A 14,704-nucleotide genomic window follows, 5' to 3' on the forward strand; every position below is an offset into this window, starting at 1 on the left:
CACCCCCGCGCCGGCCGCCGCCACGCCCGCCCCCGCCGCCGCCGCGTCCCCCGCCGTGATGGATGGGGCGGTGCCGCTCGCGTTTCTCGGGCGGCGCCAGCTCCGGCAGCATGTCCCCGCTCAGGGCCTCGCGGGGGATGGAATGGCCGATGTACCGCTCGATGTCCGGCAGCGAGAAGGAGTACTCCTCGCAGGCGAAGCTGATGGCGTCGCCGAAGGCGCCGGCGCGGGCGGTGCGGCCGATGCGGTGCACGTAGTCCTCCGCGTCCTGCGGCAGGTCGTAGTTGACGACGTGGCTCACGTCCGGGATGTGCAGGCCGCGGGAGGCGACGTCCGTGGTCACCAGGATCGGCAGCTCGCCGCCGGTGAACTCGCGCAGCAGGCGCAGGCGCTTGTTCTGCGGCACATCGCCCGAGAGCACCTCGCTCTTGTAGCCGTTGCCGTTCAGCATCGCCACCACGTCCTCCGCCACCCGCTTGGTGTTCACGAACACCATGGTGCGGTGCGGGTCGATCTTGCGCAGCAGGCCGATGAGCAGCGGCAGCTTCTCGTTGCCGGCGGGGAAGTACAGGCTCTGGCGCACGTTGTCGGCGGTCACCTTGTCCGGCTCGATGCGCACGAACTCGGCATTGTTCATGTGCTCGTAGGAGAGCTCCAGCACCCGGTGCGAGAGCGTGGCCGAGAACAGCATGGACAGGCGCTGGGTCGGGTGCGGCAGGCGGCGCAGGAGGAAGCGCACGTCGGCGATGAAGCCCATGTCGAACATGCGGTCCGCCTCGTCCAGCACCAGCACCTCGGTGTTGTGCAGGTCGAACACATGCTGCTTCATGTAGTCGATGAGCCGGCCCGGCGTGCCGATCAGCACGTCCACGCCCTCGGCCACGCGGTTGCGCTGCTTCTCGTAGTCCTCGCCGCCGTACACCACCGCCATGGAGAGCCCGGTGTGCGCGCCGAGCACCAGCGCGTCCTTGTGGATCTGCACCGCCAGCTCGCGGGTGGGCGCGATCACCAGCGCGCGCGGCTGGTTCTGCCTGCGGTCAGCGGGCGAGGGGCGGGTGAGGAGGCGGTTGAAGAGGGCGAGCAGGAACGCGGCGGTCTTGCCGGTGCCGGTCTGCGCCTGGCCGGCGACGTCGCGGCCCGCCAGTGCGATGGGCAGCGTCTCGGCCTGGATGGGGGTGCAGCCCTTGAAGCCGGCCTCCCGGACGCTCTGCAAGAGGGGTTCGGCCAGGTTCAGGGACTCGAATTTAAGGTCGCTCAATTTGCTTCCAGTAGGGTATTCCGGGGCTTGCATTCTCCGGAGGGTTGGGCTCAAAATACCCGAAATGCCTTTGACGTCCGCGCCTTGCGCGGGCTGTTTTTCCAAGCAATCACCAGGTTTTTCCACCCAGCGCTGCGAGCAAGCCGCGATATTGTGCCTTAATGGGCACCGTCCGTCACATCATCCCGCCAGCCCTTCGGAATATCACCGCACCCGCAGCCCTGAACACCCGAATACGAGCCATCCAAGGAGGCTTTTCCACCGTGAGCGACCAGATCGTCTATACCAGCGATGCCAACTTCCAGAAAGACGTGCTCAGCTCCGATGTCCCCGTGCTGGTGGACTATTGGGCAGAGTGGTGCGGACCCTGCAAGATGATCGCCCCGATCCTCGACGAGATCGCCGGCGACTACCAGGGCAAGCTCAAGATCGCCAAGGTCAACGTCGACGAGAACCAGCAGGTCACCCAGAAATACGGCATCCGCAGCATCCCGACGCTCATGATCTTCAAGGGCGGCTCGGTGCAGGCCCAGAAGGTCGGCGCCATGTCCAAGTCGCAGCTCGCTGCCTTCATCGAGACGAACCTATAACCCAATGACCATCGCACACCCACCCCCGCCCGGTTCCCGCCGGGCACATAAACCCGAGAATGAAACTCATATGAACCTGACAGAACTCAAACGCAGGCCGGCCGAGAAGATCATCGAGCTGGCCGAATCCATGGGGCTCGAGGGGATGGCACGTTCGCGCAAGACGGACGTGATCTTCTCCATACTCAAGGCGCACGCCCGCAACGGCGAGGAGATCTCCGGCGACGGCGTCCTGGAGATCCTGCAGGACGGCTTCGGCTTCCTGCGCTCCGCCGAGGGCTCGTACCTCGCCGGCCCGGACGACATCTATGTCTCCCCCAGCCAGATCCGCCGCTTCAACCTGCGCACGGGCGACACCGTCGCCGGCAAGATCCGTCCGCCGAAGGAAGGCGAGCGCTACTTCGCGCTGCTCAAGGTGGACCACATCAACTACGATCCGCCCGAGCACGCCAAGAACAAGGTGCTGTTCGAGAACCTCACGCCGCTGTTCCCCAAGCGCCGCATCAAGATGGAGCGCGGCAACGGCTCCACCGAGGACATCACCGCGCGCATCATCGACATGGTGGCGCCCCAGGGCATGGGCCAGCGCGCCCTCATCGTCTCGCCGCCCAAGGCCGGCAAGACCATGATGCTGCAGAACATCGCCCAGTCCATCGCCGCCAACTACCCCGACGTCTACCTCATCGTGCTGCTCATCGACGAGCGGCCCGAGGAAGTGACCGAGATGCAGCGCTCCGTGAAGGGCGAGGTCGTGTCCTCCACCTTCGACGAGCCCGCCACCCGCCACGTGCAGGTCGCGGAGATGGTGATCGAGAAGGCCAAGCGCCTGGTCGAGCACAAGCGCGACGTGGTGATCCTGCTCGACTCCATCACCCGCCTGGGCCGTGCCTACAACACCGTGGTGCCGGCCTCCGGCAAGGTGCTGACGGGCGGCGTGGACGCCAACGCCCTGCAGCGCCCCAAGCGCTTCTTCGGCGCCGCGCGCAACATCGAGGAGGGCGGCTCCCTCACCATCATCGCCACCGCGCTGGTCGAGACCGGGTCGCGCATGGACGACGTGATCTACGAGGAGTTCAAGGGCACCGGCAACTCCGAGATCCACATGGACCGCCGCATCGCCGAGAGGCGCGTGTTCCCGGCCATCAACATCAACAAGTCCGGCACTCGCCGCGAGGAGCTCTTGGTCCCGCAGGACGAGCTGCAGAAGATGTGGATCCTGCGCAAGCTGCTGCATCCGATGGACGAGCTGGCCGCCAGCGAGTTCATCCTGGACAAACTCAAGGACACCAAGACCAACAGCGAGTTCTTCGACTCCATGAAACGCTGAGCCGGAGGGCCGAGAGGCAAGGGAGGGGCGGGTCGCGAGACCCGCCCCTTCGCTTTTAGTTCAGCGGAAATATCCGGAACTCGCCGCCGGTCCTTGTGTCTGAGTGATCATGCTCGGCTTTGGATCTCCGGCGATGCCCCGACGACTGCTGTTCGTCCCCCTGTTGGTCGCGTCCCTGGCGCCTTCCCTGGTCCAGGCCGCTTGCGCCGATCTGGCGTTCCGGCAGTTCGATTTCTGGCTCGGCGACTGGAACGTGACCACCGTGGCCGACGGCAAGCTGGTGGGCCACGACCGCGTCGAGAACGCCTATGGCGGCTGTGTGCTCCAGGAGCATTGGACCAGCGTCGACGGCGGTACCGGCGGCAGCCTGAGCGTCTATGATGCGTCCCGCAAGCTGTGGCACCAGACCTGGGTGGATTCCTCTGGTACCCTCGTGGTGCTGGAAGGCACGGTCAAGGATGGCCGCATGGTCATGAGCGGCACCATGACCCAGGACGGCAAGCGCGTCCAGGACCGCATGAGCTGGATCCCTCAGGGCGGCAAGATCCGCCAGCTCTGGGAGACCTCCGGGGACGGCGGGAAGACCTGGACGGTCATATTCGACGTCTACTATTCGAGAGGGTGATCATGCGTACCCTGCGTCTCTTCCTGGCCTTGGCTGCTCTTCTTCTCATCGCGTCGTTACAGGCCGCGCCTGCGCCTGCCGCACCCTGCAGTGCGCCCGAGTATGCGCAGTTCGATTTCTGGCTGGGAGACTGGGACGTGACCAACCCCGCAGGCAAACCCGCCGGCCACAATCGCATCACCAAGGAGTACGGCGGCTGCGTGCTGCAGGAGCACTGGACCGGCGCCGGTGGAAGCGTCGGCTCCAGCTTCAACATCTACGATCCGGTGCGCAAGGTATGGCACCAGACCTGGGTGGACAACGGCGGCACGCTGCTGGAGATCGAAGGCGGCCTCAAGGACGGCAGCATGGTCATGAGCGGCGAGCAAGTGCAGGCCGATGGCAGCAAGCTCCTCAACCGCATCACCTGGACCCCCAAGGACGGCGCCGTGCGCCAGCATTGGGAGGTGTCCAGCGACGGCGGCAAGACCTGGAAGACTGTCTTCGACGGCCTCTACCGCAAGCCCTAAACGTGTCTTTTGACCGGGGACGTCGTCTGTAGCAAGGATGCGTGCGTGCCGCGGAGCACAGGGATGTGCGTGAGCGGCGAGCGCTTCGGTCTCGCAGTCGGTCACGTACATTAAGAGTACGCTCCCTCCTGCTCGCCTCGCGCGTCTAGCCCGCGGTCAAAATCCACCGTTTAGGGTTATGTGACGTCAGTTTAGAAGCTTGTTCTTGAATTGGGGCGATTCCGCGCCCTATATCAGCCGTCCTGAGTGGCCTGCGTCACGGTCGCCGCCGCCCGCGGCCAGTATCCTGAAGCGGATACCGTTCCGAAGGAACGCGGACCTGCCTAAGGAAGGGCGGCGCCATGACCTACATCCGCATCTACCTCGACCCCAGTTGCAGCTCCTGCCTGCGCCATGCGCGCATGCACCTCTTCTTCGACTGGTTCCACCGGGTGGTGGTCTCCACCGCCACGCCGCCGGGTGGGCGGGTGGTGGACGGCGACGTGGTGGTGCAGGAGCTCGACAGCGGCAGGCTGCTGCGCGGGGCGCGGGCAGTGGCGTGCATCTGCCGCCACATCCCGCTGTATGCGCCCGTGCGGCTGCTGCTGGCGCTGCCGCCGGTGCGCCGGGCGGTGGACAAGCGCATCGCCGGTCACAAGCAGCGCACGGAAGAGGCGCGCCCGCCCCAGCGCCGCCGCTGAGCTGTCACAGGTCCGCATCCCCATACGTCCTGGATGAGACCGGCATAGACTGAGCGCCGGACAGGAGCCTGCCCGATGCCCGCCAGCGAGACCACGTTCCTCAGCCACCGCCCGCGCCTGTTCGGGCTCGCCTACCGCATGCTCGGCTCGCGCAGCGATGCCGAGGACGTGCTGCAGGACGCCTGGTTGCGCTGGCGCACCGCGGACGAGGCCGGCCTCATGGACCCTGAGGCCTGGCTGGTGACGGTGGTGACGCGCCTCAGCATCGACCGCCTGCGCGCCGCCAAGCGCGAGCGCGAGGCCTACCAGGGCCCCTGGCTGCCGGAGCCCCTGGTGGCGGAGGCGGAAGCGCCCGAGCGGGCCGTCGAGCTGGCCGGCGACGTATCCCAGGCCTTCCTGCTGGTGCTCGAGCGGCTCGCGCCCGAGGAGCGCGCCGCGTTCCTGCTGCGGGAGGTGTTCGACGCCGACTACCGGGAAGTCGCGCAGATGCTGGGCAAGAGCGAGGCCGCCTGCCGGCAGCTGCTGCACCGCGCCCGCGAGCGGGTGCGCGCCGAGCGGCCGCGCTTCCAGGTGAACCCGGAGGCGCAGCGGCGCCTCCTGGAACGCTTCGTGGCCGCGCTGCAGGCGGACAGCCGAGAGGAGATGCTGGCGGTGCTGGCGCCGGAGGCCGCCTTCACCGCCGACGGCGGCGGCAAGGTGCCGGCCGCGCTGCGCGTCCTGCACGGCGCCGGGCGGATCGCGCACCTGTTCTCCAGCCTCAACCAGCGCTTCAGCGGGCGTTTCAGCTACCGGGAAGCCCTCATCAACGGCGAGCCTGGCGTGCTGCGTTTCATGGACGGCAGGCTGGATTCCACCCTGGGCTTCGTCACCGACGGCGAGCGCATCCTGGACATCTACATCGTGCGCAACCCGGACAAGCTCCAGCACATCGCCGTGGCTTGAGCTGTCACAGGCCGGGCGCCTGGCGCGTCCTGGATGCATGGGACGCGCATGCCGCGCGCCCGACGACCAGGAGTGCATCCATGTCCCGCCATACCATCCGCTACCCCGAGATCCTCCCCGAGCCGTTCCAGAAGCAGCTCGACCTCAGCATGGCCGTGCACAAGTCCGGCATCGGCCCCCGGCTCCTGGAACTCGTGTTCCTGCGCGTCTCACAGGTCAATGGCTGTGCGTTCTGCATCGACATGCACGTGCGCAACCTGCTCGCGGCCGGCGAGGATCTGCAGCGCATCGCGCTGCTGCCCGCCTGGCGCGAGTCGGACTGCTACAACGCCCGGGAGCGAGCGGCCCTGGACTGGGCCGAGAAGGTCAACGCGCTGCACGATGACAAGGCCCTGGACGCCTCGTTCGCGCTGCTGGACCGGCAGTTCAGCGAGCGGGAGATCGCCGAGCTCACCTTCGCGGTGGCGGTGATCCGCACCTGGAACACCCTCAACGTGAGCCTGCGCACCCCCGTAGAACGCAAGCCGCTCGCGGCCTAAAACGGGGTCTTTTGTCCGCTGGCTTTGTTGCGCTGCGACTCACAGTCGGTCACGTACACCAAGAGTACGCTCCCTCCTGCTCGCTTTGCGCGCCTAGCCAGCGGCCAAAATCCCCACGTTTTGATGCGTAGCTAGCGCCGGTTCGGCCAGCTGGCGTCGAACTGCACGCCGATACGCGGGTTCTCGCCCCGTTCCTCGCGCTCCACCGCGCGCCAGCCGATGTCCTTGCGGAAGAAGCGGCCCGGCCAGCGGATGCTCTCGGCGATGTGGTAGGCGCGCAGGCGGGCGTCCGCCACCGTGTCCCCCAGCGCCGTCACCGTCATCACGCGGCCGCCGCTGGTCACCACCTTGCCGTCCTCCTCGGCGGTGCCGGCGTGGAACACCTTCACGTGGTCGCTGGGGAACTGCGGCAGCCCCAGCACCACGTCGCCCTTGCGGTAGTCGCCGGGATAACCCTCGGCCGCCAGCACCACGCCCACCGCGGCGCGCCCGTCCCACTCGGCGTTCACCTTGTTCAGCTTGTGTTCCAGCGCCGCATCGCAGAGGCTCACCAGGTCGGACTTGAGCCGCATCATGATGGGCTGGGTCTCCGGGTCGCCGAAGCGGCAGTTGAACTCCAGCACCTTGGGGTTGCCCTGGGCATCGATCATGAGGCCGGCATAGAGGAACCCGGTGTAAGGGGAGCCTTCCGCGGCCATGCCCTTGATGGTGGGGCGGATCACCTCGCGCATCACCCGCTCGTGTATCGCGCCTGAGACCACGGGCGCAGGCGAGTAGGCGCCCATGCCGCCGGTGTTGGGACCGCGGTCACCGTCGCCGACGCGCTTGTGGTCCTGGGAGGTGGCGAGCGCGAGCGCGTGCTCGCCGTCCGCCATCACGATGAAGCTGGCTTCCTCGCCCTGCAGGAACTCCTCGATCACCACGCGGCTGCCGGCGCTGCCGAAGGCGTTGCCCGCGAGCATGTCGCGCACCGCGGCTTCCGCCTCCGCGGGCGTCGCCGCCACCACCACGCCCTTGCCGGCGGCGAGGCCGTCGGCCTTCACCACGATCGGCGTGCCTTTCTCCTGCAGGTAGGCGAGTGCGGGCTCCACCTGGGTGAAGCTCTGGTACTCGGCGGTGGGGATGTGGTGGCGCTTCAGGAAATCCTTGCTGAAGACCTTGGAGCCCTCCAGGCGCGCCGCCATGCGGCTCGGGCCGAAGCACTTGAGGCCCGCCTGGGTGAACACGTCGACGACGCCCAGCACCAGGGGCTGCTCCGGACCCACCACCGTGAGCCCTACGCCCTGGCCGAGCGCGAAGTCCAGGAGGCCGCGCACGTCGTCGGCCTTGATGCGCACGTTCTCGCACTTCTTCTCGTGGGCGGTGCCGGCGTTGCCCGGCGCCACGTAGACCTTCTCCACCTGGGGGGACTGGGCCAGTTTCCAGGCCAGGGCATGCTCGCGGCCGCCGCCGCCGATGACGAGGACTTTCATGTCAGTGCCGGAAATGCCTGAAGCCGGTGAAAACCATCGCTATCTTAAGCTCGTCGGCGGCAGCGATCACTTCCTTGTCCCGCATCGAGCCGCCGGGCTGCACGATGCAGCTCACGCCGGTGTGGGATGCCGCGCCCACGCTGTCGCGGAAGGGCAGGAAGGCGTCGGAAGCCATCACGCAGCCCTTCACCTCGAACTTGGCCTCGCCCGCCTTCAGGGCGGCGATGCGCGCGCTCATGATGCGGCTCGGCTGGCCGGCGCCTATCCCGAGGGTCAGGCCGTCCCGCGCATACACGATCGCGTTGGACTTCACGTGCTTCACCACGCGCCAGGCGAAGGCGAGATCCTTGAGCTGCTGCGCGGTGGGCGCGAGCTGCGTCACCACCTTGAACTCCGGCAGGGTAGTGGCCGCGTCCAGGTCCTGGATCAGGAGGCCGCCGCTCACGCGCTTGTAGTCCAGTGTGGGCATGCCGCCCGCGGCCGGCATGCCGATGGCGAGCGCCCGCACGTTGGGCTTGGCGGCCAGGGCCGCCAGGGCTTCGGGGCCGATCTCCGGCGCCACCACCACTTCCACGAACTGGTTCGCCAGGATCTTCTGCGCCGCCGCCGCATCCAGCGGGCGGTTGAAGGCGATGATGCCGCCGAAGGCCGAATCCCGGTCCACGCTGTAGGCCCGCTCGTAGGCTTCGAGGCACGTTGCGCCCAGGGCCACGCCGCAGGGGTTCGCGTGCTTCACGATCACGCAGGCGGGCGTGTCGAAGGAGAGCACTGCGTTCCAGGCCGCGTCCGCGTCGGCCAGGTTGTTGAAGGAGAGTTCCTTGCCCTGCAGCTGGCGCGCCGCCGCAAGGGTACCGGGCGCCGGGTCCCGCTCGGCGTAGAAGGCAGCCTGCTGGTGCGGGTTCTCGCCGTAGCGCAGGTCGTAGCGCTTGTGGAATTGGGCCGTGAAAGTGGCGGGGAAGGGCGCGGGCTTGCCGTCCTTGAGGCCGGTCAGGTAGTTCGCGATGGCGCCGTCATAGGCCGCCGTGTGGGCGAAGGCCTTGGCGGCCAGCTCCGCGCGCAGCGCGTCGCCCACCGCGCCCTTGCCTGCCTTCATCTCTTCCAGCACCCGGCCGTAGTCGGCGCTGTCCACCAGCACCGTCACGGCGGCGTGGTTTTTGGCGGCAGACCGCACCATGGCCGGGCCGCCGATATCGATATTCTCGATGGCGTCCTGGAAGCTCGCCCCAGGTTTGGCCACGGTGGCCTCGAAGGGATAGAGGTTCACCGCCAGCAGGTCGATGGGCGCGATGCCGTGCTCGCTCATGACCGCATCATCTATACCGCGCCGGCCCAGGAGGCCGCCGTGCACCTTCGGGTGCAGCGTCTTCACCCGGCCGTCCATCATCTCCGGGAAGCCCGTATGCTCGGACACGTCCTTCACCTTGAGGCCGCTGTCCCGGAGGAGCTTCGCGGTGCCGCCGGTGGAGAGGAGTTCCACGCCCATGCCGGCGAGGGCCTTCGCGAAATCCACGATGCCGGTCTTGTCGGAGACACTGATTAACGCACGCTTGACCGGCACCGGTGTATACCTCTTAAAAACGCGTCTTTTGTTTCCTGGCGGCGTTGCGAATGTCCTCGTAATCCTCACGTACCTAAGAGTACGCTCCGGTTACTCGGCCATTCGCGCCTTGCCAGTAACCAAAATCCGCTGCTTTTAAGAGGTGTACGAGAGACTCAGCTGCAGGAGCTTAAGAGTTAATCTTATATTTCCGCAGCTTCTTCCTGAGAGTGCTGCGGTTCAGTCCCAGGATCGCCGCCGCGCGCGACTGGTTGCCGCGGGTGTACTCCATGAGCGTCAGCAGCAAGGGCTGCTCGATCTCGCCCAGCACCATCTCGTAGAGCTCGGAGGGGTCGTGGCCGTTCAGGTCCGCGAAATAGCGGCGCAGGTTCTTCTCGGCATGCTCCCGCAGCGAATGGGTCGGGGAGGCATGGGCCGCGTGGGCCCCGCTGCCATCCACCACTTCCAGGTTGACCCGCTGCGCCCCTGTCTTGTTCATGCCGCCAACTCCCTGATGTCTTGGTCCGCGAAGAAGCCGCGGATTATCGTTTGTTGTTCCAGCGCCGTCTCGGCCCGCAGCACACGCTCCCGGAACCCGGCCGACCCCGGCAGGGTCTTGAGGTACCACCCGATGTGCTTGCGCGCCACGCGCACCCCGCTGAATTCCCCGTAGAAGGAATAGAGGTTGTCGAGGTGCCCCAGCATGATGGCGCAGACCTCGGCGGGCGCCGGGGCGGCCATGTGCCGGCCCGTCGCCAGGAAATGCTCGATCTCGCGGAAGATCCACGGCCGCCCCTGGGCGGCGCGGCCCACCATCACCGCGTCGGCGCCGGTGGCCTCGAGCACCGCCAGGGCCTTCTCGGGGCTGTCCACGTCGCCGTTGGCCAGCACCGGGATGCTCACGGCCGCCTTGATGGCGCGGATCGTCTCGTACTCCGCCTCACCCTTATAGAGGTCGGCGCGGGTGCGCCCGTGCACCGCCAGGGCCTGGATACCCGCGTCCTGCGCCAGGCGGGCTATGCCTAAGCCGTTCTTGTGCTCCCGGTCCACACCGGTGCGGATCTTGAGGGTCACCGGCACGTCCACCGCGCCCACCACCGCCTCCAGGATGGCCCGCACCAGCGGCTCGTCCGCCAGCAGCGCGGAACCCGCGGCCTTGTTGCAGACCTTCTTGGCCGGGCAGCCCATGTTGATGTCGATGATCTGCGCGCCCTCGGCCACGTTCTCGCGGGCGGCCTCGGCCATCATGGCGGGCTCGGCCCCCACGATCTGCACGATGCGCGGCTCCACCTCGCCCTCGTGGTCGCGGCGGCGGCGGCTCTTCAGGCTGTCACGCAGTTCGGGCCGGGAGGTCACCATCTCCGAGACCGCCATGCCCGCGCCCAGCGCCTTGCAGAGCTGGCGGAACGGCCGGTCCGTCACGCCCGCCATGGGCGCCAGCACCAGCTTGTTGCGGAGAGAATACGGCCCGATACGCATGGTGTGTGCGCTGCAATTCTTTGGCTGGGATCGAGGCGAAATAATAGCCAGAAACTTCCGCGCGTCAAAGCTTGAAATTTTTCCGCAACACGCGTTCGAAGTCCGAGAAGTGTCCCGGCACGCCGCGTGCGTGGCGCCGCGCGACGCAAAAACTTCCAATCAAATCAACGGGAACAGCTCAATCGTGCTGGCCCACCGCACACACGCGGCCCGCGGCCGCGTCCAGGCAGGGCGTGAGACTGAAGCCCACCGCATCGGGACCCGGGTCCACCACGTCCAGGCGGAAGCGGGCCGCGAGGCTGGGGCTCCCCAACTGCGCCGCGGGCAGGTATTCCGCGGGCTTGAAGTCGCGCGCGCGCAACGGTTCGCCGAAGCGGTCCGTGAGCACCACCCGCAGCACCGGCCAGGGCTGCACGGTCCCCGCGCCGTTGGTGAGGGCGCCGGTGATGGAGAGGGCCCCTCCGCTGTCCGGGTCGCTGGTCACGTTCAGGGCGCCCACCTGCCAGTCTGCGGCATCCGCATGCTTCGTCAGGGGGTGCCCCAGGGAGGCATACAGCGCCTGCAGCGAGGTCCCGATCACCGGGTTCTGGGCCAAGAGGTCCCGGTCCAGGTTCACCCACTGCGCCACCAGCACCATCAACAACAAGAAGATGCCCACCCACCACGCGGCTGCGCGCAGGGGGCGGCGTGGCGCCGGCTTGGGCGGCAGATGCAGCGCATCCACGTGGGCATAGGACATGGGCGCCGGTTCCTCGGAGATGGCATCAATCTCCACGGCAGGCATCGCCACTTCCGCATCCTCCACAGGCATGGATGCGGCTTCCGGAACGACGGGCGCATCCCCCATCAGGTCCGCAAACAGGTCATCCATGGGCGCGCTCTTGCGCGCACGTCGCCGGCCGGCCTTGAGTTCCGGGGCAGAGGTGATGGGCTCGTCTTCCACCTCCATGGATTCGTCCAGCTCAGGCGCGGCATCTGCGCCGATCTCCAGGGCAACGTCGTCGCCGATGGGGGCTTCTTCCACGGAAGGCGCGTCGGCCACGTCCAGCTCCGCGTCCTGTTCCTGCTCCCCAGCCTCCGTCTGCACCGGCATCTCGGGCGGCAGGTCCGCGCCTTCCAGGAGCTCATAGGCGTCGAACACCTCATGGCACTTGCCGCAGCGCACGGCGCCCTGGGCAGCCGTGAGGGCGGCAGCCGTGAGGCGGAAACGCGTGTGGCAATGGGTGCAGACGGTGAACATGCTCGTTACTGCTTGCGTACTGCGGTTATCCGTATCCAATCGCCCTTGGACTCGGTCTCGAACCCCGAGAACCCAGAGGCTTGATAGGCATGCCGGATGTCCGGCTCCTGGGCCTTCAGGATACCGGAGAGCACCAGCCGCCCGCCGGGCTTGAGGTGCGCCGCGAACAAGGGCGCCAGGGACACCAGGGGCCCTGCCAGGATGTTGGCGAGTATGAGATCCGCTTCATGGTCCGGGTAGGCGGGGGGCAGGCACACCGAGAGGGCCGCCGTCACGCCGTTGCGGGCGGCGTTGTCGGCGGTCGCCACCAGGGCCTGCGGATCGTTGTCCACGGCCCACACGTGGCGCGCGCCGAGGCGCGCCGCGGCGATGGCCAGGATGCCGGAGCCGCAGCCATAGTCCGTCACCTCCAGGCCTTTCACCTGAGCGCCATCCAGCCACTCCAGGCACAGGGCCGTGGTCGGGTGCGTGCCGGTGCCGAAAGCGAGGCCCGGGTCCAGGATCAGGTTCACCGCCTCGGGGTCCGGCGGCGTATAGGCGGTGGGGCAGATCCACAGGCGCGCGCCGAAGCGCATGGGCTTGAAGTCCTTCAGCCACTCCCGCACCCAGTTCCGGTCTTCCAGGGGCTCGATGCGGTGCGGCGGAAGCTGGGCTACGCCCAAGTCCGCCTTCAGGCGCGCCGTGACCGCGCCCATGTCCGCATCCGCGGGGAAGAGCGCCGTGAGGCGCGTGTCAGACCAGAGGGAAGGCCGGTCGGTGTCCGGCTCGTAGATGGGCTCGTCGCCGGCATCTTCTAACGTGACCGACAGGGCGCCGGCTTCGAGCAAGGCTTCTTCGACCTTGTCGGCATCCAGCTTGCCCAACGCCAGTTTCAGCTCAAGCCAACTCAGAGCCCGAGCTTCTTTTCGAGATAGTGAATATTGGTTCCACCGGCGATGAACGCCGAGTCCGCGAACAGGTCCCGGTGCAGCGGCACGTTCGTCGTGATGCCTTCCACCGCGATCTCCGACAGCGCCACCCGCATGCGCGCCAGCGCCGACTCGCGCGTGTCGCCGTAGGCGATCAGCTTGCCGATCAGCGAATCGTAGTTGGGCGGCACCGTGTAGCCGGTGTAGGCGTGGGAATCCACGCGGATGCCGGGGCCGCCCGGCGGGTGCCAGAGGTTGATCTTGCCCGGCGAGGGCGTGAACTTGCGCGGGTCCTCGGCGTTGATGCGGCACTCGAAGGCGTGGCCGCGGAACTCGATGTCCTTCTGCTTCAGGGTGAACGGCATGCCCGCCGCCACCATCAGCTGCCACTTCACGATGTCGATGCCGGTGATCATCTCCGTCACCGGGTGCTCCACCTGCACGCGGGTGTTCATCTCGATGAAGTAGAAGTTGCCATCCTGGTACAGGAACTCGAAGGTCCCCGCGCCGCGGTACTTGATGTTCCTGCAGGCCTCCACCACGCGCTCGCCCATGGCGCGGCGCTGCTTGTCGGTGATGCCGGGGGCCGGCGCCTCCTCGATCACCTTCTGGTGGCGCCGCTGCATGGAGCAGTCGCGCTCGCCCAGGTGCACCGCGTTGCCCTGGCCGTCCGCCATCACCTGGAACTCGATGTGGCGCGGGTGCTCCAGGAACTTCTCCATGTACACCATGTCGTTGCCGAACGCGGCCTTGGCCTCGGCGCGGGTCATGCCCACCGCCGCCACCAGCGCCGCCTCGCTGTGCACCACGCGCATGCCGCGCCCGCCGCCGCCGCCGGCGGCCTTGATGATCACCGGATAGCCGACCTCGCGGCCCATCCGCAGCATCTCCTTCGGGTCCTCCGGCAACGCGCCTTCGGAGCCCGGCACCGTCGGCACGCCGGCCTTCTTCATGGCGTGCTTGGCCGAGACCTTGTCGCCCATGAGGCGGATGGTGTCGGCGCGCGGCCCGATGAAGATGAACCCGCTCTGCTCCACGCGCTCGGCGAAGTCGGCGTTCTCCGCCAGGAAGCCGTAGCCCGGGTGGATCGCCACCGCGTCCGTGACCTCGGCGGCGCTGATGATCGCCGGCATGTTGAGGTAGCTCTCGGCGGAGGGCGGCGGGCCGATGCACACCGACTCGTCCGCCAGCAGCACGTGCTTCAGGTCCTTGTCCACGGTGGAGTGGACCGCCACGGTGCGGATGCCGAGTTCCTTGCAGGCGCGCAGGATGCGCAGCGCGATCTCGCCGCGGTTCGCGATGACGACTTTTTCCAGCATGGGACTATGCCTTATTCAATTATGAACAGCGGCTGGCCAAATTCGACCGGATCGCCGTTGTTCGCGAGGATTGCCTTCACCACGCCCGCCTTGTCCGACTCGATCTGGTTCATCATCTTCATGGCCTCGATGATGCACAGCACGTCGCCTTCCTTCACGGCCTGGCCCACGTCCGCGAAGGCCTTGGCGCCGGGAGACGCCGCTCTATAGAACGTGCCCACCATGGGCGACTTCACCGGGTGGCCCGGCGGCAGCGCCCGGGCGGCGGGGGCGGCCGGT

At 67.5% G+C, this 14,704-nt stretch carries 16 protein-coding genes; 7 read left to right on the forward strand and 9 right to left on the reverse strand.

Annotated elements, in window-relative coordinates:
- The coding region (locus tag VF651_00005) for a DEAD/DEAH box helicase (GenBank protein ID HEX7964075.1) at positions 1–1,291 on the reverse strand (1,291 nt) is incomplete at its 3' end.
- 128 nt (positions 1,292–1,419) lie between these two features.
- Between VF651_00005 and trxA the strand changes: the two genes are divergently transcribed.
- The 7 genes from trxA (at position 1,420) to VF651_00040 (ending at position 6,470) form a co-directional block, all read left to right on the forward strand.
- Positions 1,420–1,848 (forward strand): thioredoxin TrxA, encoded by a 429-nt coding sequence (gene trxA / locus VF651_00010; protein HEX7964076.1) that lies wholly within the window; start codon positions 1,420–1,422, stop codon positions 1,846–1,848.
- A gap of 70 nt (positions 1,849–1,918) precedes the next feature.
- The gene (gene rho / locus VF651_00015; GenBank protein HEX7964077.1) at positions 1,919–3,175 is read left to right on the forward strand and encodes a transcription termination factor Rho; all 1,257 of its coding nucleotides are present in this window, start codon (positions 1,919–1,921) and stop codon (positions 3,173–3,175) included.
- Between the two features lie 133 nt (positions 3,176–3,308).
- Positions 3,309–3,800, forward strand: a complete 492-nt coding sequence (locus tag VF651_00020) for a hypothetical protein (GenBank protein HEX7964078.1) — start codon at positions 3,309–3,311, stop codon at positions 3,798–3,800.
- 2 nt (positions 3,801–3,802) lie between these two features.
- Positions 3,803–4,309 (forward strand): hypothetical protein, encoded by a 507-nt coding sequence (locus VF651_00025; protein HEX7964079.1) that lies wholly within the window; start codon positions 3,803–3,805, stop codon positions 4,307–4,309.
- Between the two features lie 341 nt (positions 4,310–4,650).
- Entirely contained in the window at positions 4,651–4,989 is a 339-nt protein-coding gene (locus tag VF651_00030) for a hypothetical protein (protein HEX7964080.1), read from the forward strand.
- 75 nt (positions 4,990–5,064) lie between these two features.
- Positions 5,065–5,931: an RNA polymerase sigma-70 factor gene (locus VF651_00035; protein HEX7964081.1), complete on the forward strand. Its 867-nt coding sequence runs from the start codon at positions 5,065–5,067 to the stop codon at positions 5,929–5,931.
- Positions 5,932–6,011: 80 nt separating this feature from the next.
- On the forward strand, positions 6,012–6,470 hold the full coding sequence (locus VF651_00040; GenBank protein ID HEX7964082.1) for a carboxymuconolactone decarboxylase family protein: 459 nt from the start codon (positions 6,012–6,014) through the stop codon (positions 6,468–6,470).
- A gap of 131 nt (positions 6,471–6,601) precedes the next feature.
- Here the strand turns inward: VF651_00040 and purD are convergent, their stop codons facing one another.
- From purD to accB, 8 genes are all read right to left on the reverse strand, one after another.
- Positions 6,602–7,942 carry a phosphoribosylamine--glycine ligase gene (gene purD / locus VF651_00045; protein ID HEX7964083.1) on the reverse strand — a complete coding sequence of 447 codons (1,341 nt, stop codon included), beginning with the start codon at positions 7,940–7,942 and terminating at the stop codon, positions 6,602–6,604.
- Between the two features lies 1 nt (position 7,943).
- Positions 7,944–9,500, reverse strand: a complete 1,557-nt coding sequence (gene purH / locus VF651_00050; GenBank protein ID HEX7964084.1) for a bifunctional phosphoribosylaminoimidazolecarboxamide formyltransferase/IMP cyclohydrolase — start codon at positions 9,498–9,500, stop codon at positions 7,944–7,946.
- A gap of 169 nt (positions 9,501–9,669) precedes the next feature.
- Positions 9,670–9,978 carry a DNA-binding transcriptional regulator Fis gene (gene fis / locus VF651_00055; GenBank protein ID HEX7964085.1) on the reverse strand — a complete coding sequence of 103 codons (309 nt, stop codon included), beginning with the start codon at positions 9,976–9,978 and terminating at the stop codon, positions 9,670–9,672.
- A complete protein-coding gene (gene dusB, locus VF651_00060; protein HEX7964086.1) occupies positions 9,975–10,958 on the reverse strand; it encodes a tRNA dihydrouridine synthase DusB in 984 nt (327 codons plus the stop codon). Before dusB ends, fis begins: the two co-directional genes overlap by 4 nt.
- A 178-nt stretch (positions 10,959–11,136) precedes the next feature.
- Positions 11,137–12,198, reverse strand: coding sequence for a DUF3426 domain-containing protein (locus VF651_00065; protein HEX7964087.1), 1,062 nt, complete (start codon positions 12,196–12,198; stop codon positions 11,137–11,139).
- Between the two features lie 5 nt (positions 12,199–12,203).
- Entirely contained in the window at positions 12,204–13,088 is an 885-nt protein-coding gene (prmA, locus tag VF651_00070) for a 50S ribosomal protein L11 methyltransferase (GenBank protein ID HEX7964088.1), read from the reverse strand.
- Positions 13,085–14,425, reverse strand: a complete 1,341-nt coding sequence (accC, locus tag VF651_00075; GenBank protein HEX7964089.1) for an acetyl-CoA carboxylase biotin carboxylase subunit — start codon at positions 14,423–14,425, stop codon at positions 13,085–13,087. The genes prmA and accC overlap by 4 nt, the downstream gene beginning before the upstream one ends.
- Positions 14,426–14,436: 11 nt before the next feature.
- On the reverse strand, positions 14,437–14,704 hold a 268-nt coding region (accB, locus tag VF651_00080; protein HEX7964090.1), incomplete at its 5' end, for an acetyl-CoA carboxylase biotin carboxyl carrier protein.

It is taken from the genome of Gammaproteobacteria bacterium, from assembly GCA_036383255.1.
Classification (GTDB): domain Bacteria; phylum Pseudomonadota; class Gammaproteobacteria; order Natronospirales; family REEB76; genus DASUBN01.